Origin of the sequence: Corynebacterium vitaeruminis DSM 20294 (genome assembly GCF_000550805.1) — a bacterium.
GTDB classification, from domain to species: domain Bacteria; phylum Actinomycetota; class Actinomycetes; order Mycobacteriales; family Mycobacteriaceae; genus Corynebacterium; species Corynebacterium vitaeruminis.
In genome coordinates this window covers 1,270,766-1,296,545 of the sequence record NZ_CP004353.1, presented here as the reverse complement: position 1 = coordinate 1,296,545, position 25,780 = coordinate 1,270,766, and the positions used below count along the sequence as shown (strand labels likewise).

Annotated in this window: 20 protein-coding genes; 5 read left to right on the top strand and 15 right to left on the bottom strand. The window is 67.5% G+C overall.

Annotated features, from left to right (window positions below; genetic code table 11):
• Nucleotides 1-3: 3 nt before the first annotated feature.
• The 3 genes from B843_RS06015 to gatC form a co-directional block, all read right to left on the bottom strand.
• Entirely contained in the window at nucleotides 4-1,443 is a 1,440-nt protein-coding gene (locus tag B843_RS06015; protein WP_038595338.1) for a DHA2 family efflux MFS transporter permease subunit, read from the bottom strand.
• A gap of 307 nt (nucleotides 1,444-1,750) precedes the next feature.
• Nucleotides 1,751-3,235: an Asp-tRNA(Asn)/Glu-tRNA(Gln) amidotransferase subunit GatA gene (gatA, locus tag B843_RS06010; protein WP_025252616.1), complete on the bottom strand. Its 1,485-nt coding sequence runs from the start codon at nucleotides 3,233-3,235 to the stop codon at nucleotides 1,751-1,753.
• Entirely contained in the window at nucleotides 3,236-3,538 is a 303-nt protein-coding gene (gatC, locus tag B843_RS06005) for an Asp-tRNA(Asn)/Glu-tRNA(Gln) amidotransferase subunit GatC (protein ID WP_025252615.1), read from the bottom strand.
• 400 nt (nucleotides 3,539-3,938) lie between these two features.
• Between gatC and B843_RS06000 the strand changes: the two genes are divergently transcribed.
• On the top strand, nucleotides 3,939-4,607 hold the full coding sequence (locus tag B843_RS06000) for an ACT domain-containing protein (RefSeq protein WP_025252614.1): 669 nt from the start codon (nucleotides 3,939-3,941) through the stop codon (nucleotides 4,605-4,607).
• A 71-nt stretch (nucleotides 4,608-4,678) separates the two neighbouring features.
• On the opposite strand, the gene B843_RS05995 is transcribed toward B843_RS06000, so the two are convergent.
• Together B843_RS05995 and ligA are read right to left on the bottom strand one after the other, a co-directional pair.
• Nucleotides 4,679-5,725, bottom strand: coding sequence for a carboxylesterase family protein (locus B843_RS05995; RefSeq protein ID WP_025252613.1), 1,047 nt, complete (start codon nucleotides 5,723-5,725; stop codon nucleotides 4,679-4,681).
• A gap of 155 nt (nucleotides 5,726-5,880) precedes the next feature.
• Complete coding sequence (gene ligA, locus B843_RS05990; protein WP_038595944.1) at nucleotides 5,881-7,905, bottom strand: NAD-dependent DNA ligase LigA; 2,025 nt, start codon at nucleotides 7,903-7,905, stop codon at nucleotides 5,881-5,883.
• Nucleotides 7,906-8,187: 282 nt separating this feature from the next.
• Here ligA and B843_RS05985 point away from each other — a divergent pair, with 282 nt between their 5' ends.
• Nucleotides 8,188-8,892 carry a 3'-5' exonuclease gene (locus B843_RS05985; RefSeq protein ID WP_025252612.1) on the top strand — a complete coding sequence of 235 codons (705 nt, stop codon included), beginning with the start codon at nucleotides 8,188-8,190 and terminating at the stop codon, nucleotides 8,890-8,892.
• Nucleotides 8,893-8,899: 7 nt separating this feature from the next.
• Here B843_RS05985 and B843_RS05980 read toward each other — a convergent pair whose 3' ends face one another.
• Both B843_RS05980 and mnmA read right to left on the bottom strand, forming a co-directional pair.
• Nucleotides 8,900-9,895, bottom strand: a complete 996-nt coding sequence (locus B843_RS05980; RefSeq protein ID WP_025252611.1) for a uroporphyrinogen decarboxylase/cobalamine-independent methonine synthase family protein — start codon at nucleotides 9,893-9,895, stop codon at nucleotides 8,900-8,902.
• 59 nt (nucleotides 9,896-9,954) lie between these two features.
• Entirely contained in the window at nucleotides 9,955-11,049 is a 1,095-nt protein-coding gene (mnmA, locus tag B843_RS05975; protein ID WP_025252610.1) for a tRNA 2-thiouridine(34) synthase MnmA, read from the bottom strand.
• A 123-nt stretch (nucleotides 11,050-11,172) separates the two neighbouring features.
• Between mnmA and B843_RS05970 the strand changes: the two genes are divergently transcribed.
• Both B843_RS05970 and B843_RS05965 read left to right on the top strand, forming a co-directional pair.
• Nucleotides 11,173-12,069, top strand: coding sequence for a spermidine synthase (locus B843_RS05970; RefSeq protein WP_025252609.1), 897 nt, complete (start codon nucleotides 11,173-11,175; stop codon nucleotides 12,067-12,069).
• Nucleotides 12,070-12,263: 194 nt separating this feature from the next.
• A complete protein-coding gene (locus B843_RS05965; protein WP_025252608.1) occupies nucleotides 12,264-13,343 on the top strand; it encodes an alpha/beta hydrolase in 1,080 nt (359 codons plus the stop codon).
• Nucleotides 13,344-13,419: 76 nt separating this feature from the next.
• Here the strand turns inward: B843_RS05965 and B843_RS05960 are convergent, their stop codons facing one another.
• From B843_RS05960 to B843_RS05925, 8 genes are all read right to left on the bottom strand, one after another.
• Nucleotides 13,420-15,963, bottom strand: coding sequence for a bifunctional lysylphosphatidylglycerol flippase/synthetase MprF (locus B843_RS05960; protein ID WP_081751508.1), 2,544 nt, complete (start codon nucleotides 15,961-15,963; stop codon nucleotides 13,420-13,422).
• A gap of 95 nt (nucleotides 15,964-16,058) precedes the next feature.
• Nucleotides 16,059-17,309, bottom strand: a complete 1,251-nt coding sequence (locus tag B843_RS05955) for an alpha/beta hydrolase (RefSeq protein WP_025252606.1) — start codon at nucleotides 17,307-17,309, stop codon at nucleotides 16,059-16,061.
• A 122-nt stretch (nucleotides 17,310-17,431) separates the two neighbouring features.
• Nucleotides 17,432-18,565 carry a cysteine desulfurase family protein gene (locus B843_RS05950; protein WP_025252605.1) on the bottom strand — a complete coding sequence of 378 codons (1,134 nt, stop codon included), beginning with the start codon at nucleotides 18,563-18,565 and terminating at the stop codon, nucleotides 17,432-17,434.
• Nucleotides 18,566-18,686: 121 nt separating this feature from the next.
• Nucleotides 18,687-19,640 carry an electron transfer flavoprotein subunit alpha/FixB family protein gene (locus B843_RS05945; RefSeq protein ID WP_025252604.1) on the bottom strand — a complete coding sequence of 318 codons (954 nt, stop codon included), beginning with the start codon at nucleotides 19,638-19,640 and terminating at the stop codon, nucleotides 18,687-18,689.
• A 19-nt stretch (nucleotides 19,641-19,659) separates the two neighbouring features.
• A complete protein-coding gene (locus tag B843_RS05940; RefSeq protein WP_025252603.1) occupies nucleotides 19,660-20,454 on the bottom strand; it encodes an electron transfer flavoprotein subunit beta/FixA family protein in 795 nt (264 codons plus the stop codon).
• A gap of 144 nt (nucleotides 20,455-20,598) precedes the next feature.
• The gene (locus B843_RS05935; RefSeq protein WP_025252602.1) at nucleotides 20,599-21,840 is read right to left on the bottom strand and encodes a THUMP-like domain-containing protein; all 1,242 of its coding nucleotides are present in this window, start codon (nucleotides 21,838-21,840) and stop codon (nucleotides 20,599-20,601) included.
• Nucleotides 21,841-21,868: 28 nt separating this feature from the next.
• Complete coding sequence (locus B843_RS05930) at nucleotides 21,869-22,645, bottom strand: NUDIX hydrolase (protein ID WP_038595335.1); 777 nt, start codon at nucleotides 22,643-22,645, stop codon at nucleotides 21,869-21,871.
• Between the two features lie 133 nt (nucleotides 22,646-22,778).
• Nucleotides 22,779-23,591 carry an ABC transporter ATP-binding protein gene (locus B843_RS05925; RefSeq protein WP_025252600.1) on the bottom strand — a complete coding sequence of 271 codons (813 nt, stop codon included), beginning with the start codon at nucleotides 23,589-23,591 and terminating at the stop codon, nucleotides 22,779-22,781.
• 122 nt (nucleotides 23,592-23,713) lie between these two features.
• Here B843_RS05925 and B843_RS05920 point away from each other — a divergent pair, with 122 nt between their 5' ends.
• The gene (locus B843_RS05920; RefSeq protein WP_025252599.1) at nucleotides 23,714-25,744 is read left to right on the top strand and encodes an alpha-1,4-glucan--maltose-1-phosphate maltosyltransferase; all 2,031 of its coding nucleotides are present in this window, start codon (nucleotides 23,714-23,716) and stop codon (nucleotides 25,742-25,744) included.
• Nucleotides 25,745-25,780: the final 36 nt, after the last annotated feature.

Here is a 25,780-nt window from a genome sequence, read left to right as displayed (position 1 = left end):
GCGCTATTGGAAATCTGCCTGTTGAGAGCGCTTTTCAATTGATAATTCGCGGCTGTTCGCCGCCAGCGCCGCCCAGATGCCCACGAGGAGCGCCAGCGCGGCCACCGCGACGGACTGGCCATAGGCCGCACCGAGGTCGGTGACGTTCACACGCCACTGCAGGACCGCGCCGATGGCCGCCGAGCCCAAGACCGAGCCCAGCTGTCGGGTGGTGTTGTACACGCCCGAACCCACACCCATGAGCTGCGGGCTGAGGTCGCGCATGGTGGAGGTGGAGTTCGGCGACCAGACAAAGGAGTTGCCGATACCGATGAACAAGGTGACCACCAACACCCACCACACCGGCGCCGAGAACTGCATGACCGCGAACATGCCCAGGTAGGCCAGCCCGGAGATCGCATATCCCATCGCCGCGAGCTTGTTCGGCGAGTAGCTGTCGGACTTCCGGCCAATATACGGCGACAGCGTGAGCGAAGAAAACGCCTGCGGGATCATCATGCAGCCCGCCGCCAAGGGGCTCATCCCGTGGACGTGCTGCAGGTACAGCATGATCGGCAGCGGCGTGCCCGCGACGACGAAACCCATGGCGAAGATCGCCACGTTGCCCATGGAGAAGTTGTGGAAGCTAAACAGCTTCAGCGGCATGAGCGGGTCGTTGCCCTTGCGCTCGGCGCGCGACTGCTGCCTCACGAACAGCCAGCCGAAGCCCAGACCGGCGAGCAGGCACACCCAGATCCACAGCGCCCAGTCCTCGGTCTCGCCCTGCTGCAATCCGAAGACCAGGAGGAACACCGCCAGCACCGACAGCACGATCGACGCCGGGTCCACCTTGCGCTCGGTTGTGAGGAACACCGGTACGTAGCGGTAAACGAGCAGCACTGAGAGCACGCCGAAGGGCACGTTGATGAAGAAGATCCACTGCCAGCCGATCGACTCGGTGATGATGCCGCCGAGCACCGGCCCCGTCAGGTTGGCCACGCCAGCGGTCATGCCCCACACGCCCAGCGCCGCACCCCGCCGCTCGCGGGCGAAGATGCGGTTGATCACGCTCATCGTCTGCGGGGTGAGCATCGCGGCACCCAAGCCCTGCACCGCGCGGGCGATGATGAGCCACGTCATCGACGGCGACAGGCCGCACGCCAGCGAGCTGAGCGTGAAGACGACCATGCCGCCGAGGTACAGGCTGCGCGGCCCGAATCGATCCCCCAAGCGCCCGGTCACGAGCAGCGGGACGGCGAAGGTAAGCAGGTACGCGGACGTCACCCACACGACCTCGTTGTAGTTGGCCCCCAGCCCCGTCTGCAGCGCGGGAGTGGCCACCGAAACGATGGTCTGATCCAGCAGAATCATGAAGAACCCCACGCACAGCGCGATGAGCGCTGGCCACGCCTGCGCCTCCGGCAGCGGCAAGGTGGTCGCGTGCACCCGTTCCCGTTTCGCCATTCAGCCCTTCTTCCCGTTTTTGCTTTTCGACGCCCACCTTCGGCCGCGAAGCCGCGGGCGAGCATCCAGCCATTATGTGCTCGGTTCAGCCTACCCGCGTGACATGTCAAAGGTTCGCCCGGCGGCCCTTTTTGCCCGCAAATCCAACTTCGACTTCAGTCGCTAGACTTCACCCAATATCCATACCCCACCAGGGTATTTCTTGGAGTGAAGTCTAATGAGTGAAGTCGGGTTGCGGCGCCAGGCAAACAGTAATCCCCCAGCCGCCGGTGAGGGCGAAAGGGGGAAACGGTTTTGGACGGATCGTCTACTTGCGGCCAGCCTCGAAGGCAGCGCCCACCTTGTACAGGCGGTCGTCCTGGAAGGCCGGGGCCATGATCTGCAGGCCAGTCGGCAGCTGGGTGTCCGGCGCCAGGCCAGCGGGCAGAGACATGCCGCAGAGGCCGGCGAGGTTCAGCGGCAGGGTGCACAGGTCGAAGTTGTACATCGCCAGCGGGTCGGAGACCTTCTCCCCCAGCTTGAACGCCGTGGTCGGCGTGGTCGGGGAAATGAGGACGTCGGCCTTCTCGTAAGCCTTGGCGAAGTCCTGGGCGGTCAGCGTACGAACGCGCTGCGCCTGCAGGTAGTAGGCGTCGTAGTAGCCCACCGACAGGGCGTAGGTGCCCAGGATGATGCGGCGCTTGACCTCGGGGCCGAAGCCGGCCGCGCGGGTGAGGGCCATGACCTCTTCCGCGGAGTGGGTGCCGTCGTCGCCGACGCGCAGGCCGTAGCGCATGCCGTCGAAACGCGCGAGGTTGGAGGACACCTCGCACGGAAGGATGAGGTAGTAGGCGGCGAGCGCGTCATCGAAGTGCGGGCAGTCGACCTCGACGATTTCGGCGCCCTGGCTGGTCAGCTGCTCGACGGAGGCGTGGAACTGCTCGAGCACGCCGGGCTGGTAGCCCTCGCGGTCGAACTGCTTAACCACGCCGACCTTGACGCCCTTGAGGTCGCCGTTGGCGCCCTCGCGGGCGGCCTCGACGACGGGGGCGACCGGGCGGTTGACGCTGGTGGCGTCGTACTTGTCGTAGCCCGCGATCACCTCGTGCAGCAGCGCGGTGTCCAGGACCGTGCGGGCAGTCGGGCCGCCCTGGTCGAGGGAGGAAGCGCAGGCAACCAGGCCGTAGCGGGAGACGGTGCCGTAGGTGGGCTTCACGCCCACGGTGCTGGTCAGAGCGGCGGGCTGGCGGATGGATCCGCCGGTGTCGGTGCCGATGCCCAGCGGTGCCTCGCCGGAGGCCAGCGCCGCCGAGGTGCCGCCGCCGGAGCCACCCGGGGTGCGCTCGACGTCCCACGGGTTGTGGGTCGGGCCGAAGGCGGAGTTCTCAGTGGATGAGCCCATGGCGAACTCGTCCATGTTGGTCTTGCCTAGGATCGGGATGCCCGCGTTGCGGATGCGGGTGGTGACCGTGGCGTCGTAAGGCGCGCGATACCCCTCGAGGATCTTCGAGGCGCAGGTGGTCGGCGCGTCGGTGGTGACGAAGACGTCCTTGAGCGCCAGCGGGACGCCCGCAAGTGCGGACGCCGGGGCCTCGCCCGCGTCCAGAGAGCGGTCAACGGCGTCGGCGGCGGCAAGGGCCTCCTCGGCGCCGACGTGCAGGAAGGCGTGCAGGGCGCCGTCGACCTCGTTGATGCGGTCGAGGTGCGCCTGGGTGACCTCGCGGGAGGAGACCTCGCGGGAGTGGATCTTCTCAGCCAGCTCGGCGGCGGTCAGCGAGGTGAGGCCGGAATCGGGAACTAGGTAGGTGCTCATTTACTCGGATGCCTCTCCCAAAATCTGCGGAACCACGAAACGCTGATCCTCGACCGCAGGTGCCTGGTCGAGGGCCTGCTCCGGGGTGAGGAGCTGCTCGACGACGTCCTCACGCATGGTGGTCTTGATGGAGTGTGGGTGGCTCATCGGCTCCACACCTTCAGCGGCCACCTTCTGAACCGCGCTCACGTTGCCGATGATGCCGTCGATCTGTTCTGCGAAACGATCGAGCTCCTCATCCGACAACGCGAGGCGAGCCAGCTTGGCCAGGTGTGCGACTTCATCGCGCGAAATCTCAGGCACTTAATAGATCCTTTACACGTGTGTTGCAACGTTGACGTGGGGCGACATTCCCCGTTCCGGGCGCCGCCGCACACCCGACGAGTCTCGCCGGGTACTAGAGGACATAGTACTGCACGGTCCTGAGTGCGGGCGCGACGGGGCACGCTGACTCTGCGCCGGTACGAGGCCCATAAATCACGGGAGTAAGCCCCAGGTACACACAGGTGATCTGCGCTGAGGGCGAAGAATAAATGTGTCCCTAGTTACTTTCACTGGGAACTTATCGCCGCCGCGCGCGTTAATAGGAGTGCACCAATTATTTTCATCCTCCCCCTCCCCTCGCTCCGCGGGGGTCGGCGGGGTCGTATGATGGCGCGGTAAAGAGATTTCTTCCAAATACTGATTTAACTTGAGGTTTCCCATGGCGTACCTAATCCGCATCCTGCTCCCCGACCGTCCCGGCAGCCTGGGACTTTTAGCAGATGCCATCGGCAGCACCGGCGGCGATATCCAATCCGTCGACGTCGTCCAGGCTTTCCCCGATGGCACCGTCATGGATGACATGGTCGTCAGCCTACCCTCGACGGTGATGGCGGACGCGCTCATCACCGCCGCGCACGAGGTCGAGGGCGTCGAGGTGGACTCGATTCGCCCGTTCAGCGGCACCGTCGACCGCCGCGGCCAGATCCAGATGCTGGCGGAGCTGGCGGCGGCCAGCAACCAGAAGTCCTCGCTGGCGCAGCTCATCGACAACATCCCCCGCGTGCTCACCTCGAACTGGGCGATCCTGCTCAGAGTGGACGGCGGGAAGCTGCAGCGGGTCACCGCCTCGCCCGCGGCCCCCGAGGACGACGGCACCTCACCGGACGCCTTCGACCTGCCCGAGGCGCGCGTGCTGCGGCCCGATGTCGAGGAGTGGATCCCCGAGTCGTGGGCCCTGCTCGACACGGCGCTGGCGGCCGCACCCCTGGAGAAGGACGGCTCGCTCATCCTCGTGCTCGGGCGCGTCGGTGGCCCCGACTACCTGCCCAGCGAGGTTCAGCACTTCGGCAACCTCGCCACAATCCTGGGCAGGCTGCTGCGGAAATAGCGGCGATTGACGCCCCGAAAGGGCCGGTTCCACTACTTGGGAACCGGCCCTTCGGCGTCGAACAGCTAGCGCTACTTGCTCTGCTGCATGAGCCACTCCATCGCGGCGATCGCGCGGTAGCCGTAGGCGAAGCTGGCCATGTGGGCGCTGTTGTTCTGCGCGCTGCTGGTGTCGACCGTGCCCGCCTTCCAGGACACCAGGTTGAGCCTATTTCCCTGGCTGAACAGCTGCTGGGCGGCTTCGCTGCGCTGGTCAGGGGTCCACGTTCCGTCCCACTGCGCGTAGGAGTAGGACACGCCGTCGGACTTGAACATGTCCATGACCTCCTGCATGCCCGCCCACGCCTTGTCGTCGTCCTCGGCGGCGAAGTAGACCATGTTCTGGGACTCCAGGCCCTTGAGCGTGGAGATGTCCCACTGGCCGTCGACCGGTATGATGCCAGCGTAGAGGTCTGGGTGCTCGCTGGCGAGCAGCAGCGAGGTCATCGCGCCCATGGACTGGCCGGTGCCGTAGATGCGGTTCTTATCTACCGAGTACTTCTGGCTGACGGAGTCGATAAGCCGCGGGGTGGCCTCGACGTAGTCGGTGGTGACGTGGCCACCGCTGTTGTCATCGAGGATGACCTCGGGGTAGCTGGGGACGAGGACGATGGAGGGGTAGGCCTGCTGGAAGGCATCGCTAGCCCACACGTTCGCGCCGATCCCCTGGGTCAGCGGCACGGTCGGGTCAGTGCCGACGGTGCTCGCGTCGGCGATGAAGACCACCATCGGGTAGGTCTTCGAGGAGTCATAGTTCGCGGGCAGGAAGATGTTGTAGGTAATCGACTTGCCCGTCTCCGCGTCCTGGTACTCCACCTGCGTGAACTTGCCCGTGGTGCTCGAGATGAGCGAGGCGGAGTCCTCCGCGAACGAGTTGGAGACCTGGCCGAGCGTAGCTGCGGTGGCGGTGCCGGAAGAAGCGGCGGAGGAGGCAGCCGCCGTGCTGGAGGCCGAAGAGGCGGCCGCTGCCGAGGTGGAAGTCGAGGAGGGGCTCGAGTTGTCCGAGCCACACGCCGTCAGGGAGAGCAGCAGCCCGGCAGCCACGGCCGGGACGCACAGGGAGACGGGTTTCTTGTTCATGGCAGGTCCTTCGAGGATCAGACAAGTAGTTTGCCAGCGAAACGTACTCCTCCACGCCACTTCTCATTAGGGGCCCCTGCCAGCAGCTTCTTTCCCGATTGTGACTTATGCCATATAGGTTGCGCGAGCCCACATGACTATGTTCTCGCGCAGTTCTAGGCTTCGACGCCGTCAGGCCCGTCGGCAAGCAATTGCTCGAACTCCGCCTCGTTGAGGATGCGAATCCCCAGCTCGCGCGCCTTGGTCTCCTTCGAGCCCGCGTTCTCGCCGACGACCACGAAGCTGGTCTTCTTCGACACCGAGCCCGCCGCCTTGCCGCCGCGAGTGATGATCGCTTCCTTGGCGGAGTCGCGGCTGAAGTTCTCCAGTGTGCCCGTGACCACGATCGTAAGTCCTTCGAGGACCTGTTCCGGCTGCCCGCTTGCGTCGTCCTCCATGCGCACCCCGGCGCGCGCCCACGCCTCGATGATCGCCTGGTGCCAGTCCACCTCGAACCAGCTCTTGAAGCTCTCGGCGATGATCTGCCCCACGCCCTCGGTCTCGGCGAGGTCCTCGACGCTGGCCGCGCGGGCGGCCTCCAGCGAGCGGAACTTGGTTGCCAGCGCCCGGGCGGCGGTGGGGCCGACGTGGCGGATCGACAGGGCCACGATGACGCGCCACAGGTCGGTATCCTTGCTGGCCTCGAGGTTCTTCAGGAGCTTCTTGCCCACCGCGTTGAGCGTGCCCTTCTTGGTGGTGTACGCGTTGGTGCGCAGGAGATCGTCCTCGGTGAGGTCGAAGAGCCCGCCCTCGTCGGTGAGCACGCCGGAGGCGATGAGGTCCTCGGCCGCCTTCTCGCCGAGCGCCTCGATGTCGAAGGCGCCGCGTCCGGCGAGGTAGGTCAGCCGCGCGGACAGCTGCGCCGGGCAGGCGCGCGTGTTCGGGCAGCGCCAGTCGGCGTCGTCCTCCTTCTGCGGCGCCAGCACGGAGCCGCAGGAGGGGCAGTTCGTGGGGAAGACGAACTCGCGCTCGGTGCCGTCGCGCTTTTCCACGACCGGCCCGAGCACCTCGGGGATCACCTCGCCGGCCTTGCGGATGACCACGGTGTCGCCGATGAGCACGCCCTTGCGCTTGACCTCGGTCTGGTTGTGGAGCGTGGCCATGGCCACCGTCGAGCCCGCCACGAACACCGGCTCCATGACGGCGAACGGGGTCACGCGGCCGGTGCGGCCCACGCCGACCTGGATGTCGAGCAGCTTGGTGGTGACCTCCTCCGGCGGGTACTTGTAGGCGATCGCCCAGCGCGGGGCGCGCGCGGTGGAGCCGAGCGCGCGCTGGGAGGCGAGGTCGTCGACCTTGACCACGAGCCCGTCCATCTCGTGGAGGGCGTCGTGGCGGTGCTGCGCCCAGTGGGCCACGCGCTCCTGGACCTCCTTCGCGGAGTGCACCTTCTGGGTGTACTGGGACACCGGCAGCCCCCAGGCGGAAAGGGCCTCGTAGGCATGGTACTGGGAGTCGGGAGCGAACCCCTCGGTAAAGCCGATGCCGTGGCAGATCATCCGCAGGCGCCGCTTGCGCACGGCCTCCACGTCCTTTTGCCGCAGCGATCCGGCCGCCGCGTTGCGCGGGTTGGCGAAGGGCTTGCCGCCCTCGAGCTGGCGCTGCTCGTTGACGGCGGCGAAGTCCTCGACCGCGATGAACACCTCGCCGCGGACCTCGAGCACCGCGGGGATCGGGAAGTCGGGGTGCGCGGTCAGCTCGTGCGGCAGGTCGGTGATGACGCGGGCGTTCTCGGTCACGTCCTCGCCGATGCGCCCGTCGCCGCGGGTGGCGGCGCGATCAAGCCGCCCGTCGCGGTAGACGACGTCGAGGGAGAGCCCGTCGATCTTCAGCTCCGTCAGGTAGGTCTCCGCGGGCGTGCGCGCGAGCCACTCCCCCAGCTCCTCGGGGCTAAACACGTTGTCGAGGGACAGCATCCGCTCGAGGTGCTCGACGTTGTCGAAGCTCGACTGCGCCGCCGGTGCGCCGACCTCCATCGTCGGGCTGTCCGGCACGGCGAGCTCGGGGTGTTCGCGCTCGAGCTCTTGCAGCGCGCGGAAGAGCGCGTCGAACTCCTCGTCGGAGATCTCCGGGGTCTTGTTGTAGTAGGCGTCGCGGTGGTAGCGCACCTGCTCGGCCAGGTCGTCCCACTGTCGGCGCAGGTCGGTGAGCTCGTCGGATTCTACCGTCGCCTTCTCGGGCGCGCCGTTGGCGCCCTTCGTGCCCGGCGCTGGCTCGTAGTCGCTGTCGAATTCGCTGGGCACGACGGCGAAGTCCGGGGCTGTGGCCTTTTCGCCGCTTACGTTGTTGACCTTTTCCACAACTAGACAGTGTAGGGGGTTTCCTTCCCGTGCGGCTCGCTCGCGTTTCGCTTTCGCTTTCCAACGCCTACGGTCCCCGCCCCTCGACCCCCGATGTCGCGCGGATTGTTTAGGGTGTTAGTCATGAACTCTTCTTCCCCGGACACCCAGCGATTCAACCCGCAGGGGGTCTTGAGCTTCGACCTCGAGACCACCGACAAGAACCCCTTCAACGCCCGGATCGTCACCTCCGCCCTCGTGCGCATCGACTCCACCGGCGCACACCCCTACGAGATGCTCGCCGACCCGGGGGTGGAGATCCCGGAGGAGGCCGCCAAGATCCACGGGATCACCACCGAGTACGCCCGGGAGCACGGGCGCCCGCACGACGAGGTGCTCGCCGAGACCATCAAGATCATCCAGAAGGCCTGGGACGACGGGCTCACGCTCATCGTCTTCAACGCCGCCTACGACCTCACCATCCTCCGCGAGCTCACTGGTGATTTCCTCGTCTCGGGGCCGGTGTACGACCCCTTCGTCATCGACAAGGCGCTCGACCCCTACCGCAAGGGCCGCCGCACCCTCTCGGACCAGTGCGAGCACTACGGCGTGCGCATCGACAACGCCCACGAGGCCACCTCGGACGCGCTGGCGGCCGCCCGCATCGCGTGGGTGCAGGCGAAGAAGCGCTTCGTGACGGACATCGAGGACTTAAGCCTCAACGAGCTGATGGAGTTCCAGGCCGTCAAGTACTACGAGTTCCAGTCGAGCTTTAAGAAGCACCTCGAGGGCAAGGGGCGCGACGCCTCCACGGTGAACACCTCGTGGCCGCTGCAGAGCAGGTCCTAGAGGCGGCTTAGAGGTCGCCCGCGTCCTTCTCCAGCATCTCGTTGGCCACCCGGGCGCAGGCGAGCGCGCGGGCCGCGCGCAGGAGGGTGGACCCGTTAAGCGGCGCCGCGGGGACGATCTCGGCGTGGGTGAGCTGCTCGCGGGGGATGGCCAACTCGTCGAAGAGCCGGGCGACGGCCACCGCGTGGCGGCGGGGGTTGGCGCGATCCTCGTCGAGGAAGTCGCCCTCGCGGATCGTTCCCACGCCGAGCGTGATGCCCTGGCTGAGAGCCTGGCCCACCTCGTCCAGCATAGCCGTGCCCGCGATGGCCGAACGCGAAACGAGCACCCCGTCGGCCGCGCAGATGCGGGCGACGTCCACGCGGGGGTGTCTGCCCAGCTGGTTGAGCCGGACGCTTTCGATGCCCGCGTCGCGAAGGCCCGCCACCACCGCGTGCAGGCGCTCGCCGAGCGCCTTGGGGAAGACCGTGGGGATGACGTCGAAGTCGCTCGTGCCCTTGACGGTGCCAGCTGCTAGCGAGTTGAGGTCGGGTTCCTCGATAAGGATCGACACCCGCGCGCCGAAGCGGCGGTGAAGCTCTAGCGCGTGGCGGCCCATCCCGCCGATAAAGACCTCGGTGAGGTCGCGCAGCGCTCCGAAGTCGGCGAGCACGCGGTGCCCCCCGGACAGCTCGATACGGGTGGCCAGGCTCCACGGCCCCATGACCGCGAACTGCACCTCCTCTACCTCGCCCCACAGCTCCTCCAGCTGGTCGAGGTCGCGCTCGGTGCGGTCCCACACCCGGCGCGTGAGGATCTGGGGGCGGGTGGTCAGCCGCCAGGAGCGCGGCCCCTTCTCGATGGGAAGCTCCGGCATGAGCGCGAGCGTGGCGCCCACCGCGTCGGAGCCGAGGCCGCGCGCCGGTAGCCGCGGAATCGTGCGCAGCGGGGTCTCGCTGGCGATGACGTCGCCGGCCTCCGCCAGGGAGGTGCCGGGCAGGTCGCCGAGGTTGTAGCAGGTCACGGGCTTCCTTTCGCGGGGTGTGGGGCTCGAAAACGGTACGCGTCGACAAGCGAAAAGCGCTAGGCGGTAGCGCAGATCGTGCCGGAGCCTGCAACGATATCCCCGCCCTCGTCCGGCAGGTAGACGACCGCTGCCTGTCCGCGCGCGACGCCGCTGAGGACCTCGTGGAGCTCGAGCTCCATCCGATCGGCCGCGCGGTCGACAGTGACGGTGCAGGGCACGACCGAGCCGTGCGCGCGGACCTGGACCTCCGCCTCGAAGGTGCCGTCCATCGCCGGGTGGAGGTACTTGAGCCGGTCGGCGGTAATGCGGGTGACGTTGAGGTCGGCGCGGGAGCCGACGGTGATCGTTCCCGTGCGAGCGTCGATGTCGGTGACGTAGCGGGGCTTGCCGTCGGCCGCGGGCTCCTTGATGTCAAGGCCCTTGCGCTGACCGATGGTGTAGTTCCACGCGCCGTCGTGCGCCTTGAGCTCGTGGCCGTCCGTGTCCACGATCATGCCGGGGCGCAGCCCGATGCGCGCGCCCAGGAAGGCCTGCGTGTTGCCGTCGGGGATGAAGCAGATGTCGTAGGAGTCCGGCTTCTTCGCCACGGAGAACCCGTGCGCGGCGGCCTCCTCGCGGATCTTCGGCTTGACCGTGTCGCCGACGGGGAACATGCAGTGCGCGATCTCGTGCGCACCGAGGACGCCGAGGACGTAGGACTGGTCCTTGTTCGGGTCGACGCCGCGGCGCAGGTAGCCATCACCGCCGTCCGCCTCCTGCGTGAGCCGCGCGTAGTGGCCTGTGACCACGGCGTCGAAGCCGAGCGCGATGCCGCGCTCGAGCAGCGCCGCGAACTTGATCTTCTCGTTGCAGCGCAGGCAGGGGTTCGGGGTCTCGCCGCGGGCGTAGGAGTCGACGAAGTCGTCGATGACGTCCTCCTTGAAGCGGTCGGAGAAGTCCCACACGTAGAAGGGAATGCCCAGCTTGTCGCAGACGCGGCGGGCGTCGGCGGAGTCCTCCAGCGAGCAGCAGCCGCGCGAGGACTCGCGCACCGCCTGAGGGTCCTGGCTAAGTGCCAGGTGCACGCCCACCACGTCGTGGCCCGCCTCGACCGCGCGGGCCGCGGCCACCGCCGAATCGACCCCGCCGCTCATCGCCGCCAAGACCCGCATAACACTTTCCCTCTTTCTCGCTTGCCGACGCTTCGCCGGCGATCGCCGTGCCCAGACTACAACGCGACCGCCGGTATTCCCTATTCCCTTCGCGCTTGATGACGCGGGGTACCTTATCTTTTTATGAGCAGGAAACGCAGGGGATCGAATCGCGCAGGCGCGGGCACGGCGGGGTCTCCCGCCTCGAAAACGCCGGAGGTTGGCCTCTACCCCACCGCGACCGGCTCGGTGGAGCTGCGCCAGGACCCCTACTCCCCCGGCGGCCACGAGGTCTTCGTCAACGGCGTCCCGTCGAGCCACATCGCGGCCGACCCCCTGGAGCTCGCCTACGAGTACATGCGCTGGATCGCCCTGAGTGTGGAGGCCTTCGTGCCCGGCCGCCTCGACCCCACCCGGCTTCGGATCACGCACTTGGGCGGCGGGGCGTGCACGCTGGCGCGCTACTTCGCCGCCCGCTACCCGCAGTCGCGCAACACGGTGGTCGAGCTGGACGGCACGCTCGTCGAGCTCGCCCGCGCCTGGTTCGACCTCCCCAAGGCGCCCCGGCTGAAGATCCGCCAGGGCGACGCACGGGCGGTGACGGACACCTTCGTGCCCGCCAGCCGCGACGTGATCATCCGCGACGTCTTCGCCGGGGCCACCACGCCGCCGTCCCTCATTACCGTCGAGTTCTTCGCCCGCTGCGCCGAGGCGTTGTCGGGGTCGGGGCTCTACGTGGCCAACTGCGGCGACCACCCCGACCTGCGGCTCGCCCGCAGCGAGCTCGCGGGAATGCGCGAGGTCTTCGGGCATGTTGCCTGCATTGCAGACCCGGCGATGCTCAAGGGCCGCCGCTACGGCAATATCATCCTCTTGGGCTCGAACGCGCCCCTGCCCACCGGCAACGACGCCGCCAGGCTCCGCCACGAGCTGCTCGGCGGCGCGGTGCCGGCGCACTACGAGGAGGGTTCGTGGGTCGCGGCGTTTTCCTCGTCCGGCATCGCGCTTCACGACGCCTCCGGCACCGAACCGGCCCCCTAAGCGGAGGGGTGGCCCTTTTTACAGTGAGCCGCGAATGTAACAGAATGGGTCTGTTCCAGCGATCACTTAAGCGACGCCCAGAAACTTTTGATAGAGTTTGGCCTTGGTTCTCAACTTTTTGGGATATTGGGGTGCTTCGCACCAGCAAGGCCGTCACCGGCGAAGACACAGACTTTCCTAACTCGGAGGAATACATGCGCAAGTTCACAGCGGGAATTGCACTCGCAGCCGCCATCGGCTTCACCGCAGCCATCGCACCGGTGGTCATGGCCCAGCCCGCCGTCGCGGCCGACGCCCAGGCGACCATCTCCAACAACAAGGTTGCCGCGGCCTTCTACGACAACGACTGGCGCCAGAAGATCGCCTCCTACAACACCGATCGCGTCACCGAGGTCACCGCGCATTCCCCGTCCATGAACCGCGACATCCCGCTGGTCGTGGTCAAGGCCGCCGATCCTAACCGCCCGACCATCTACCTGCTCAACGGCGCAGGCGGCGGCGAGCAGAACCTGAACTGGGTCCAGCAGACCGACGCCATCGACTTCTACCTGCAGCAGAACGTCAACGTCGTCATCCCGATGCGCGGCGCCTTCTCCTACTACACCGACTGGGTCAACGACCCGGTGCAGAGCACCTACCTCAACGGCCCGCAGAAGTGGGAGACCTTCCTGACCAAGGAGCTCCCGGCACCGCTGGAGTCCTACATCGGCACCAACAACGACAAGCGCGCCATCCTGGGCATGTCCATGTCGGCGACCTCCTCCCTGCTGCTCGCCGAGCACAGCGGTAAACTCTACAGCGCCGTCGGCTCCTTCTCCGGCTGCGCCGCGACCTCCGACCCGGCCACCTGGGGCTTCGTCGGCATCACCGTCAACCGCGGCGGCCAGACCGCGGAGACCATGTGGGGCCCGATGGGCGGCGAGGTCAACCGCTACAACGACGCCCTCATCAACACCGAAGGCCTTCGTGACAAGGCGATCTACGTCTCCAACGGCTCCGGCCTCATCTCCGACGTGGAGACCTCCTCCAAGCTCGCCCGCGACAACAACGTCGACGGTCTCACCGCATTCGGCGGCAGCTCCACCATCACCGTCGAGGGCGGCCTCATCGAGGGAGCGACCAACGTCTGCACCCACGACCTGCAGACCAAGCTGGACCGCTCCGGCATCCCGGCGACCTTCAACTTCCGCAACACCGGCGTCCACACCTGGACCTACTGGGAGCAGGACCTCAAGGACTCCTGGCCGGTCATCTCCGCTGGCCTGGGCATCTAGTCTGGAGCCTGCCTGAAACGCAAGGCGCGGGGAGCGAATCCACATCGGATCGCTCCCCGCGCCTTTTCGTTTGCGTTTACTCGCCCTGCTGGGCCTTCGCCCACGTCCTCACGACACTGACCGCGTCGCGGGGCCTCAGCTCCGGCAGGTAGCAGCCGCAGACCGCCAGCCCGATGCTGGGCAGCGCGAGCTCGTCCTTGTAGCACATGTACCAGGCGTGGTGGACGGGCTGGAACTTGTTCTTGGACGCCGCCAGCGAGCGGAAGCCGTAGAGCGGCTCCATCTGCTCGCCGACCTTGTCGAGCGCGTTATCGAGGATCGTGGGCTCGTTGTTCTCGCTGCGCGCCAGCGGGGCGCCCGAGAGCGAGATCCACTCGTACCCGAGCCGCTTGGCCTCCAGCATGCCCTCGGAGATAAGGAACTCGATGACCGGGCGGAAGCCCGTCGAGTCGCGGCGCATGAAGTCGAGCACGAGGCCGTCGATGCGGCCGTCCTTGTAGGCGGGCAGCCAGCTGGTCATGCCGTGCAGCCGCCCCTCGGCGTCGAGGGCGAGCAGGATGCGGGTGTCGCGGTCCTTCAGCTCGGAGATCGTCCCCAGGGTGAACCCCATTTCGGGCAGCGCCTTGTCGTTGAGCCACTGCTCGGACAGCATGACCATCTTCTCGCGCAGCACCGGGGTGGCCTCCTGCCAGGTGGTCCACACCGCCTCGATGCCCTCCTTCTTTGCGTGGTTGCGCGCGGTGCGGACGTTTTGGAACTTCTTTCCCTTGAACTCGCACAGCGCGGTGTCGAGGACCGACTCCTCGGCGACGTGCTGCTTGTGCCAGCCGCGCTCGCAGCGGGACTCGGCGAAGTCCTCGTCGACCGAGTACCAGGCCGTCTGCCAGCCCTGGTGATCGACGAAGCGCTCGAAACGATCGGCGATGTCACTCGGCGCGTGCCCCGGAGCGCAGATCGGCCCGCCGAGGGTCAGGGCGATGCCGTTTTTCACGCGATAGGCGACGTAGCTTCCCGGAGCCTCCTCGTCGAACCAGTAGCGGTTGCCGTTCCACACGCTCATCCACGACAGGTGGTCGCCGCTGCCCTTCTTGAGCAGCTCGCGAGCCTTCTCCCGGTGCGCCAGCGCGGTCTCGTCCGGGGTGGTCATGAGCAGCTTCCACAGCTTCCACACCACGTAGATCCAGAACAGCGAGCCCGGCCACTCCAGGAGGATCCAGGCCAGCGAGGTCCGGGGCAAGAACTCCACCCCGGCGGCGGCCGCCAGCGGCGGGGGCAGATAACGCATGGGCAGCTCGTCGGCAAGCAAAAACCACGTGAGGTGCGGCGAGTAACTACTGCGCAGCGCGTAACCACCGAGCATCCACAGCGCCGCGGTAACCGCGAGCGCGCCGGCGGACTGCAACCAGAAGCGGCGCACGCGCGCGGCGGAAATGCGCACCTGGAAACGCCTGCGATGCCACAGCAGCACCACCATCGTAAACAGCCACGGCAGCACCGCCGTGGTCAGCGAGATGGAACCGGTGACGGAGGTTCCGAACTCGTCCTGAAGAATGTCCGCCTCCAGCCAGATCCCGAGGCCGGTGAGGAACTGAATGACGAGCAACCCCACCCACGCAAACCGGCGGCCGCGAACCAGGCCCAGCAGGAAGACGAGCTGGACCGCAAGCGGCATGGCGTTAGCGACGAACGGCCCGATTCCGTCCTGGCGGGACACCGCGAGCGCCTCGCGACAGGAATCCGAGGTTGGGTCGACGCGACAGATCGTGCCGACCTCGTGGGCGCTCATCGCCGGCTCCCACACGAGCCGAGAGATGCCCGAGAGCGGGCCCGCGGCGTGCGGGTTGATGAACGCGATGATCGGGCCCAGCGCCACCGCGCCCACGATGATGGCGATGATAACGCGCGCCTCGCGAACCGAGTAGGTCTTTGGCGGCGAAAGCGTTGCGCGGGAGTGGATGAGCGAGCCGCTCACGGCGCCGAGGATCGACGCGGTGAGGAACGCGACGTCGGACAGCGAGCCCGAGTACACGACCAGCGTGACCGACAGGCTGACGAGGAAGATCCGGATGCGGCGGCGCCACAACAGGGGCGCGTAGGCCGAGGAAAACGCCAGGGTGGCGGCGATCCAGGTGACGGGGCTGAGGAAGCGCTCGTTGGCCAGCTCGTCCGTCCATTGGTGGATGGGCAGGAGCACCATGAGCTTTGCGATGGCGAACACCAGCGGCGCGACGATCACCTGCGCGGCGACCGCCACCACCCCGAACCGGCGCGAGCCCATGAGCCGCTCGGCGGGGACCGCGAGCGCCACCACCGCGAGGCTGGCCAGCAGCATCCCGCGGAGGTTTCCCACCGTCGCGCCGGAGGCCAAGAGCTTGAGGCTGAAGAAATTGCTATGCCCGTGGAGGCCGAATGCCTGGCGGCGCTCCTCGTAGCTGTCCCCGCCGACGACGAAGAGCACCCACATGAGCGCGAGGAGGGCGAAGCTCACCGGGGCGTGGCGAACCACCCCCCACACCGGCTCGATCCACCGATTGCGAAACTCTGCGATCTCCTCGGGCGTCGGTTTCTCCGGCACCACGACGCGGCGCTTTTCCTCCACGGCGTTAGCTTGGTTAGTCATCCTTGATTGTCACCTCGTGATGTGAATGTCGCGGGCATTCTCGTCGTTCGCGGGCCTTCCCATGTCTCCCAGCGTAGGCCCAAATCCTTTCGCGGCTAGCCCAACCCGCCCCGGGACGCAGCCCAGTCGAAGGTCTCGTCTAAGGCCTTGCGCCAGGTGCCGAAGTCGTGCCCGCCGGATACGGTCCCGTAGTCGGTAGTCATGCCCGCCTTTTGGGCGAGATCGTTGAGGTTACTCAGCGTTTTCTGCGACTCGGAGTCACGGGTGCCGGCGACGAACTTGCCCTGGATGCTCGAGAACTTCGAGTCGCCGCTATCGGCCGCCGCCGTGAGGATGTGGGCAGGGTCGATGGCGTTGAACGCGTCCTCGCTGCCGCCGAAGAGCGTGTCCACGGTGTCCTGGTGGTTGTTGAGCGTCGGCCCGGCCTGGCCGGAGAAGTCGAGGAAGTTGCCGTACGCCTGCGGGGCGTTGGTGACCACCTGCAGCGAACAGGTGCCGCCGTAGCTCAGCCCGCCGATCGTCCAGGTGCTCTGGTCGTCGGTGACGCGGAGCTTGGCCTTAAGCGCGTTGGGGACGTCCACCGCGAGGTAGGTCTGGACGTTGCCGCGGGCGCCGTCCACGCAGGCGGGGTTATCGAGGTACCCGCCCGTGCCGTCCGCGCTCACCACGATGGGGCTAACCCCGTCGTGTGCCTGCTGGTACTCGTCGGCGATCTGCTGCACGATGCGGGTCTTGAACCAGTCGTCGGGGCTGCCCGGGTTACCCGGCAGCAAGACAATGACGGGGAACTTCATGTCCGGCTTCGTCCAGTATGCGGGCGGGACGTAGGCGATCGCGTCTCGCGGGTGGAAGCCGCTCTTGGTAGCCTCGAGCGGGATGGTCACCTCGGCGCCGACCTCGCGACCATTCAGCTGCGGCGCAGACGTCGTCTGCGAGAGCTGGTTGTAGTCCATGGTCACGGTAACCGGCACCGGCCTGATGTCGCCGACGGTGCGGTAGACGTTGAACTGCACGTTGACGAGTCCGCCGGCGCACAGCGCCGCAGCGAGGAAGACGGCCAACCAGGCGATCCGCTTCCCCTTGTTGAGGATCGTGCGAACGAGGACGAAGATCGCCGCGCCGCCCCCCAAATAGATGTAGAACGGGATAGCGTCAGGGAAGGGCTTCCACCACTTCGAAAGGACGAGCCACACCACGACGGTGATGGCGGCGGCCAGCGCGACGGAGACAAGGTTCCGCTTGAGCGTGCCAAAAAAGAAGGCGCCAATTGCTGCGATAACGAGCACGGCGACCATGATCGACACTGGCACGGTTCCCACCAGTGGGATGCTTCGAATGAGGTTCACGAAGTCCAAAGCTAACCTGCCAACCTGTGGGTTTACTGTGAGCAAACCCCTATTTTACCGGCAAGATGAATTTGAGGTTCACCTGCAGTTTCGAGCCCGCCCCGCCGCAGCGCACAGGCGTCCTAGGCCATGCCTGCCATTCGCGCCCGCTTGACGACGTCCGGCATCGTACGCAGCACGGTGACCACGTCTTCCTCGGTGGTCGTGTGCCCCATCGTGAACCTCACGGTAGAGCGCGCCGTCTTCTCGTCCACTCCCGCGGCGATGAGCGTCTCGCTCGCGCGATTGACCCCGTTGTGGCAGGCCGAACCCGCGGAGGCCTCGATGCCGAGGCTGTCGAGAAGCATGATGAGGCTGTCCGCCTCAGCGCCTGGGAAGGAGAGGTAAAGGTGGCTGGGCAGCGAATTCTCCGGGGTGTGCACCACGACGTCGTCGATGGTCCCGAGGATCCCGGCGCGCAGCTGCTCCTTGAGCCCGCCGAGCCGCGCGGACTCCGCGGCCATCTCGGTGCAGGACTCCTCCAGCGCCACCGCCAGCGCGCAAGCGCCCGCGGTGTCCACCGTTCCCGAGCGAATGCCGCGCTCCTGCCCTCCGCCGACCAGGACCGGCGCGGGCGCGGGCGAGCGCCTGGCCAGCAGGAATCCGGTGCCCCGGGGGCCTCCGAACTTGTGCGCGCTGGCGGCCAGGGTCGTGGCTCCCAGGGCCTGGAAGTCGATGGGCAGCTTGCCCACGACCTGGACCGCGTCAACGTGCACCGGCGTCCCCGTCTCCTTCGCCCGGGCCACGACCTGCTCAATGGGCTGGATCGCGCCCGTCTCGTTGTTCGCCCACATGCAGCTGGCCACGCTCGCGGGCCGGTCGAGCAGGCTGAGGTCGGAGACGATCCCGTCCGGCCCCACGGGCAGGTACTCCACCTCCGCCCCGAACTCTCCCGCGAGCCGCGCCGACTCGGCCACCGCGGGGTGCTCGATGGCGCTGACCACCACGCGCCCGCCCCGGCCGCCGGTGCGCGCCCGCCACTGCCCGAAGACCCCGATGTTGTCGGCCTCGGTGCCCGAGGAGGTGAAGACCACCTCGATCGGCTCGCAGCCCATCAGCCGGGCGACCTTCTCGCGGGCGGCGTCGAGCAGCGAGCGGGAGCGCCGGCCTGAGGCATACTGGCTGGCGGGGTTGAGCGCGGCCGAGGCCTCGAGCCACGCGGCGCGGGCGATGTCCCGCATCGGCGAGGTGGCGGCGTGGTCGAAGTAGGACGTCAAGGATCTGCCTCCGAAAAAGGTGATTGGGTGATGCGCTCACAGTCTAGTCCGGGCACGGAAAAGCGTCGGCGCCGCCGCCCCAACGCGTTTGGGGACGGCGGCGCCTTTAACCAAGCAACGGCTACTTGCGGTTGTTGATCTCCTGGACCAGCTGCGGGACGATCTCGTGGAGGTCGCCCACGACGCCGAGGTCGGCGATCTGGAAGAACGGCGCGTCCTCGTCGTTGTTGATCACGACGATCTTCTTCGAGGTCTGCATGCCCGAGATGTGCTGGATGGCGCCAGAGATGCCCAGGCCGATGTAGAGGTCCGGGGAGACGGTCACGCCGGTCTGTCCGACCTGGAACTGCGGGGCGTAGTATCCCAGATCCACGGCGTCGCGGGTCGCGCCGACCGCGCCGCCAAGGGCGTCGGCAAGCGGCTCGACCACGGAGGCGAAGTTCTCGGCGCTCTCCACGCCGCGGCCACCGGAGACCACGACCTTCGCCTGCGCCAGGTCCGGGCGATCGCCCTTTGCAGCAGGGGTGAAGGAGGTGACGGTGACGTCCTTGGCGCTGGCGGCGGGCAGCTCGAAGGCGAGCACCTGCGGGGTGACCGGCTGCGGCGTGGCCTCCACCGCGCCCGGGCGCAGCGTGTAGATGGGGCTCGCGCCGCCGACGCTGGCGCTGACCTCGATGGTGTCGCCGAAGATGGACATCTGGGCGCTGCGATCGGCGTTGACGCCGACGACGTCGCAGAGAACGCCGGAGGAAAGACGTGCCGCGAGGCGGCCCGCGATCTCGTTGCCGTGGGCACCCGCGTCGATGAGGATCGGCGCCGGGTTCTGCGCGGCAACGGCGTGGAGGGCGTCGGTCTCGGGGAGGACGACGCGCTTGTCGGCGTCGGCGGCGGTGGCGGCGTAGACGACGCTCGCGCCCAGCTCGCCCAGGGTCGGGGCGAGCGGCGCCTCGACGCCGGGCGCGCCCACGACCACGGCCATGACGTCACCGAAGACGCGGGCGGCGGTGATCAGCTCACCGGTTGCAGGAAGGACTCGGCCGTTGGCGTGCTCGACCAGAACGTATGCGTGAGACAATTTCTTATTCCTAATCCTTCTAGATGAGCTTCTCGGCGGCCAGGAAGTCGGCGATCTTCGCCGCGACGTCGGCGGCGTTTCCACGAATGACCTCGCCAGCGGTGCGGGCCGGGCGCGGGGCAGCGGCGGTGACCACGGTGACGGCGTTGGCCAGGCCGACCTGCTCGGGGGCCACGCCGATGGCGGCGAGGTCCAGGCGCGCGATCTCGGCCTTCTTCGCGGCCATGAGGCCCTTGAAGTTGGGGAAGCGAGGCTTCTCGGACTTGTCGGTGACGGAGATGACCGCGGGCAGCGGGGCCTCGACCTCGTAGTCGCCGTCGTTGGTCTCGCGCACGGCCTTGAGCACGCCGCCCTCGAGCGCGACCTGCTTGAGGTTGGTCAGCGCCGGCTGCTGGCGGTACTCGGCGAGGATGCCCGGCAGCGCGCCCATCGCGCCGTCGGAGGAGGCGGATCCCGCCACGACGATGGCGACGTCGGGGATCGTATTGAGCGCGTTGGTCAGCGCCCACGCGGTGCCAAGCAGGTCGGAGCCCGCCAGGGCGTCGTCGTTGAGGAGGATCGCGGAGTCCGCGCCCATGGCCAGCGCCTTGCGCAGCGCCTCCTCCGCCGAGGCCGGCCCGGCGCTCAGCGCGACGACCGTGTAACCCGCGTCGGGGTTATCGTCGCGGAGGCGGAGGGCCTGCTCGACGGCGAATTCGTTAATTTCGTCGATGACCTCATCGACGCCCTCGCGGTTGAGGGTGAAATCCGGGTTCAGCGTTCGGGTCGACCACGTGTCGGGCACGTTCTTGACCAGTACCACGATTGCAGGCATCTGCTGTTCGTTTACCTTTCGTATCTGTCTATTGGCGGCGCCAGGCCGCGAGCTCGTGGGTCTATCTTAGTGCATCGCCGGCGCGCCGCCGCCTGCCGCCCGCGCCCCCGCCAGCGCATCACCGGGCACGTCGCGGCCGCTTTTCTACTCCGCTGTCGCCTCGCGCGCCTCGTTGGCTGTGACCCGCTTGCCGCAGATGAACGCCTGCGCCTGCGTGCCGATGCGCGCGATGACCACGGACATCTGCCGTTTCCCCTTGAGACCCAGCTTCTTTCGCAGCGCGTCGGGGTCCACGTCGACGCCGCGCACGAGGATCTCGAGGCTTCCGCACCCGTGCGCCCGAAGCGCCGCCTTCAGCTTCTTCACAGGGACCATCTCGATGAATGGAAATCCCGACGTCCCCTGCGGCAGGCGGTCGCCGGTGAGGTAGGCGATGTGCGGATCCAGCATCGAAAGCCCCTCGCGGTGCGCGTAGTGCCGCACGAGCCCGGCGCGCACGACGGCGCCGTCCGGGTCCACGATGTAGCGCCGCGGCGGGGTGACGTCCACGTCGTCGTCCAGTTGGTCGTCGATGCGGTCCACCAGGTAGCGCTCGGCTATGCCCGGCACCTCGATCGCGCGCTGGTCGATGCCGCCTGCCTCGCCCTCGGCGACGCGCTTGGCAATGAGCGCTTCTCGACGCGTACCGCCGGCGAGCCCCGGGCTGTACAGGCACGCCTCCTTGACTCCCCCGTCGACGCTCACGAGGCTCACGAGCCCGTCCCACTCGCTAAAGTCGAGCCCCGGCGCGCACTTGATGGCCAGCTCCGAGCGTGCGCCCCACGCGTCAATGACGTCGGGAAGCGGCGGAATCAGGTCCTCCGGCTTGACTATGCGTCGTCCGCCGGAGCGGCGGGCGGGATCCGCGACGAGCACGTCGCAGCCTACGATCGCAGGCTTCAGCGCGTCGGCACGCAGAAGCCACGCGTTATCGCCGAGGTTGTGCCTGGCCATGGCAAGCCGCGAGGCGTCGAGGTCGCCGCCTGCGTACGGGATCCCGAGCGAGCGCAGCGCGTGCCCCTCGGTGCCGATCGAGCAGGTCGCGTCGAAGACGAGCGCAGCAGCCGCCTGCGCGATGCGGCGGGCTCGCAGGTGGGCCACGATCATCGGGGTGGCCTGCTGCGCGGACTCGTGGCATGCCCACCAGTTTCCGGGCAGCTTTCCCAGAGCCGAACGCCTAGCGTGCGCGAGCTCCACGACGGCGCGGCCGTACTCGCCGAACTCCTCGCGGGCGAGGGCAGCGTCGGCGAGCGCTGTGGCTTTGGTCAGCCCGAGGCGGGCGCAAACGGCCCCGACCTCATCGGTGTGGGCGCGGAAGAAGGACAGTTCGTCGGTGCTGAAGGACAAGGAAGTGCTCTGTGACTTTGGATGAGGGCTAGAAGCGCTTGGGCGGGGTGAAGTGGAACAACTCGTGGTAGCGCGGGTCGTCGACGGGGTCGCCGAGCTGCGGCTCGAGGACGAGCCCGCGGACGGACTCGAGGACGTCCTCCACGCAGCCGAACTTGGACAGGTGCCACAGCTGCACCCAGGTGGGCACGACCAGCCGCAGCAGCCCCGCCCGCCAGCCGTCCAGGATGATCGACGGCGGGAACCAGCCGGTGGAGGCGGCCTCGCGGGTGTTGCCGTCGGGCTCCTGGCCGCTCGGGGCGATGGCGATGAAGCTGAACACGTCGAACTGGTGCTTCTCGCTGGGGTCCGAGACCCAGCGCACGAAGGGGCGCAGCAGGTCCGTGCGCAGGACGAGCTCGTTGCGGGCGAGCACCTGAGAGAGCGAGAGCCGGTGGCTTTCCAGCGCCAGGCGCTGCCCGTGGTACGGGGTCGCGTCCTGGACGAGCTCGCCGTCGAGGTGCGAGGCGAGCAGCGTCCCGGTCTCCTCGAACAGCTCGCGGCCGGCGCCGAACAGCAGCCCGCGGGCGGTGTTCTCAGCGACCTGCAGCCGCTGCGCCCAGGTCTCCAGGTCCCAGCCCGCGAGCGTGTCGTGGGTCTGGTCCTGGGGTACCTCGAGGTCGCGCGGGTCGACGCCGCCGCCCGGAAACACCGTCGCGTTGGGATAGGTAGGCATCGACGACACCCGCTCCTGCACGTACACCTCGAGCCCCGCCGGGGTATCGCGAATCATGAGCACCGTGACGGCGAGCTTGCGTCCCCCCATGCCGTGAACGGCAGGTCGCACTATGATTCACCACCTTTTGCATTCGCTTGTCGACGGGTACCCCTGGCAGCCCAAGGGCGCCCCTCTCAGTGTAGCCGGTCGGGCCCCGCGCCCACCCCGGCGTGGGTCGCCGCTAGGCGCGGCGCGCGAAGTAGCGGCCGTCGATCTTGTCGATGCAGATCGCCTGGTGGAAGGCCTCGGAGAGGTTGTCGCTGGTGAGCACGTCGTCGATGAGCCCCATCGCGACCACCTTGCCCTGATCGAGCAGCATCGCGTGCGTGAACCCGTCCGGGATCTCCTCGACGTGGTGGGTGATCATGACGATCGCTGGCGCGTCGGCGTCCATGGCGAGCTCGCCCAGGTAGCCCACGAGGTCCTCGCGCCCGCCCAGGTCCATGCCGGCGCCGGGCTCGTCGAGAAGCAGCAGCTCCGGGTTGGTCATGAGCGCGCGGGCGACGAGCACGCGCTTGCGCTCGCCCTCGGAGAGGGTGCCCCAGGTGCGGTCGGCCAGGTGGTTGGCGCCGACCTGCTCCAAGATCTCGGTGGCCTGGTCGAGGTCGAGCTCCTCGTATTCCTCGCGCCAGCGGCCGAGGATGGCGTAGCCCGCGGACACCACGAGGTCGCCCACCTTCTCCTCCGGAGGGATGCGGTTGCCCAGCGCGGAGGAGGAGACGCCGATCATGGTGCGCAGGTCGCGCATGTCGGTCTTGCCGACCCGCTCCCCCATGATCCACGAGCGCCCCGAGGACGGGAACTCCTCCGCCGCCGCGAGCCTGATGAGCGTGGTCTTTCCCGCGCCATTGGGTCCGATGATGACCCAGCGTTCGTCGAGTTCCACCTGCCAGGTGATGGGGCCAAGGAGGGTCTTTCCGTCACGAACAAAGGTGACGTTTTCGAAGTCAACCAGCAGGTCTGGGTTGCGAATCTCAGCGGAGGGAGCAGTCATAAGAACATCATGACGGATTTCTCACTTAGCATGTGGAAGTGACACAGCTGAACTAGGCTTTGTGGGGTAGGCCAGCGCCTGCCTTGACCATCCCCGCGCCCCTAATACACAGGAGAATTACCGTGACCGGAAGACTAGCTATTGAAGATGTCCGTCCCCTCATAGCGGGGGGAACGTACCCTTCCAAGGCCGTCGTCGGCGAATACGTTCCGGTCAGCGCGCTGGTGTGGCGCGAGGGGCACGACGCCATCAATGCCACGCTTAACGTCCAAGGCCCGAAGGGCTCCGAGTTCGCCACCACTCGGCGGATCACCATGACCCGCGACGAGATGGACCCGGACAAGATGCACTCCGCCTTCGTGCCGGATGTTCCCGGCGACTGGACCTTCCAGGTGGACGCCTGGTCGGATCCCATCGCCACCTGGAAGCACGCCGTGACCACCAAGATCGAGGCGGGCCAGTCCTCCGAGGAGCTCGCCAACGACCTCGAGCACGGCGCCCAGCTGTTCGAGAAGGCCGCGAGCGGGGTCAAGGGCGGCAACGACCGCCAAGCGCTGCTCACCGTCGCGGACGCGCTGCGCACCGACGAGCCGCTGCGCACCCGCGTGGCGCCCGCCCTGTCCTCCGAGATCACCGCGATTCTGGCCGAGACCCCCCTGCGCGAGCTGCTCACCCGCGGCCACGAGCACAAGGTCCGCGTCGACCGCGCGAAGGCGCTGTTTAGCTCCTGGTACGAGCTCTTCCCCCGCTCCACCGGCGGCTGGGACGCCGAGGGCAACCCGGTCCACGGCACCTTCGCCACCACGGCCGACGCCCTCGACCGCGTCGCCGCGATGGGCTTCGACACCGTCTACTTCCCGCCGATCCACCCGATCGGCGAGGTCAACCGCAAGGGCCGCAACAACACGCTGACCCCGGAGCCCACCGACGTCGGCTCGCCGTGGGCGATCGGTTCTAAGGACGGCGGCCACGACGCCGTCCACCCGCGGCTAGGCACCTTCGCCGACTTCGAGGCGCTCGTCGCCAAGGCCGAGTCCCTCGGGCTCGAGATCGCCCTCGACCTCGCTCTCCAGGCCGCACCGGATCACCCGTGGGCGAAGTCCCACGAGGAGTTCTTCACCGTGCTCGCCGACGGCACCATCGCCTACGCGGAGAACCCGCCGAAGAAGTACCAGGACATCTACCCGCTCAACTTCGACAACAACCCGCGCGCCATCTACGAGGAGCTGCTGCGCGTGGTGCTCTTCTGGGTGGACAAGGGCATCACCACCTTCCGCGTGGACAACCCGCACACCAAGCCAGCGAACTTCTGGGAGTGGCTCATCGCCAAGGTCCACGAGACCCACCCCGAGGTCCTCTTCCTCGCCGAGGCCTTCACCCGCCCGGCGCGCCTCTACGGCCTCGCCAAGGTCGGCTTCACCGAGTCCTACACCTACTTCACCTGGAAGACCTCCAAGAGCGAGCTGCAGGAGTTCGCCACGGAGATCGCCGCCATGGCGGACGTCTTCCGCCCCAACCTGTTCGTCAACACCCCGGACATCCTGCACGCCTCCCTGCAGTACGGCGGACGCGCGATGTTCGCCATCCGCGCCGCCCTCGCCGCGACGATGTCCCCGCTGTGGGGCGTCTACTCCGGCTACGAGCTCTACGAGCACGAGGCCGTCAAGCCCGGCAGCGAGGAGTACCTCAACTCGGAGAAGTACGAGCTGCGCCCCCGCGACTTCGCAGGCGCCCTGGCCTCCGGCGATTCCCTCGAGCCGTTCATCACCCTGCTCAACTCGATCCGCCGCGAGCACCCCGCCCTGCAGCAGCTGCGCAACCTGCACTTCCACGAGACCGGCAACGACAAGATCCTCGCCTACTCCAAGTCCGACCCGATCACCGGCGACACCGTGCTGGTCATCGTCAACCTGGATCCCGAGTACGCCCAGGAGACCACCGTCAACCTCGACATGGCGGTGCTCGGCATGAGCGATGACACCGAATTCGTCGCCCACGACATGGTCACCGGCGCGGATTTCAACTGGGGCCAGCGCAACTTCGTTCGCCTCGACCCGCACCGCGACGTCGCCCACATTCTGGCGCTGCCCGCGGTCGCGGAGGAGCTGCGCGCGGAGCTCAACCAACGCAACGAGGTCGATTACTCCAACTAGAAGATGAGGGGCGGTGGCCGAAGGCGTCGACAAGCG

Coding starts and splice junctions, on each gene's coding strand:
- B843_RS06015 (WP_038595338.1), bottom strand. CDS start 1,443: ATGGCGAAACGGGAACGGGTGCACGCGACCACCTTGCCGCTGCCGGAG.
- gatA (WP_025252616.1), bottom strand. CDS start 3,235: ATGAGCACCTACCTAGTTCCCGATTCCGGCCTCACCTCGCTGACCGCC.
- B843_RS06000 (WP_025252614.1), top strand. CDS start 3,939: ATGGCGTACCTAATCCGCATCCTGCTCCCCGACCGTCCCGGCAGCCTG.
- B843_RS05995 (WP_025252613.1), bottom strand. CDS start 5,725: ATGAACAAGAAACCCGTCTCCCTGTGCGTCCCGGCCGTGGCTGCCGGG.
- B843_RS05985 (WP_025252612.1), top strand. CDS start 8,188: ATGAACTCTTCTTCCCCGGACACCCAGCGATTCAACCCGCAGGGGGTC.
- mnmA (WP_025252610.1), bottom strand. CDS start 11,049: ATGCGGGTCTTGGCGGCGATGAGCGGCGGGGTCGATTCGGCGGTGGCC.
- B843_RS05970 (WP_025252609.1), top strand. CDS start 11,173: ATGAGCAGGAAACGCAGGGGATCGAATCGCGCAGGCGCGGGCACGGCG.
- B843_RS05965 (WP_025252608.1), top strand. CDS start 12,264: ATGCGCAAGTTCACAGCGGGAATTGCACTCGCAGCCGCCATCGGCTTC.
- B843_RS05960 (WP_081751508.1), bottom strand. CDS start 15,963: ATGACTAACCAAGCTAACGCCGTGGAGGAAAAGCGCCGCGTCGTGGTG.
- B843_RS05940 (WP_025252603.1), bottom strand. CDS start 20,454: ATGCCTGCAATCGTGGTACTGGTCAAGAACGTGCCCGACACGTGGTCG.
- B843_RS05930 (WP_038595335.1), bottom strand. CDS start 22,645: ATGGGGGGACGCAAGCTCGCCGTCACGGTGCTCATGATTCGCGATACC.
- B843_RS05925 (WP_025252600.1), bottom strand. CDS start 23,591: ATGACTGCTCCCTCCGCTGAGATTCGCAACCCAGACCTGCTGGTTGAC.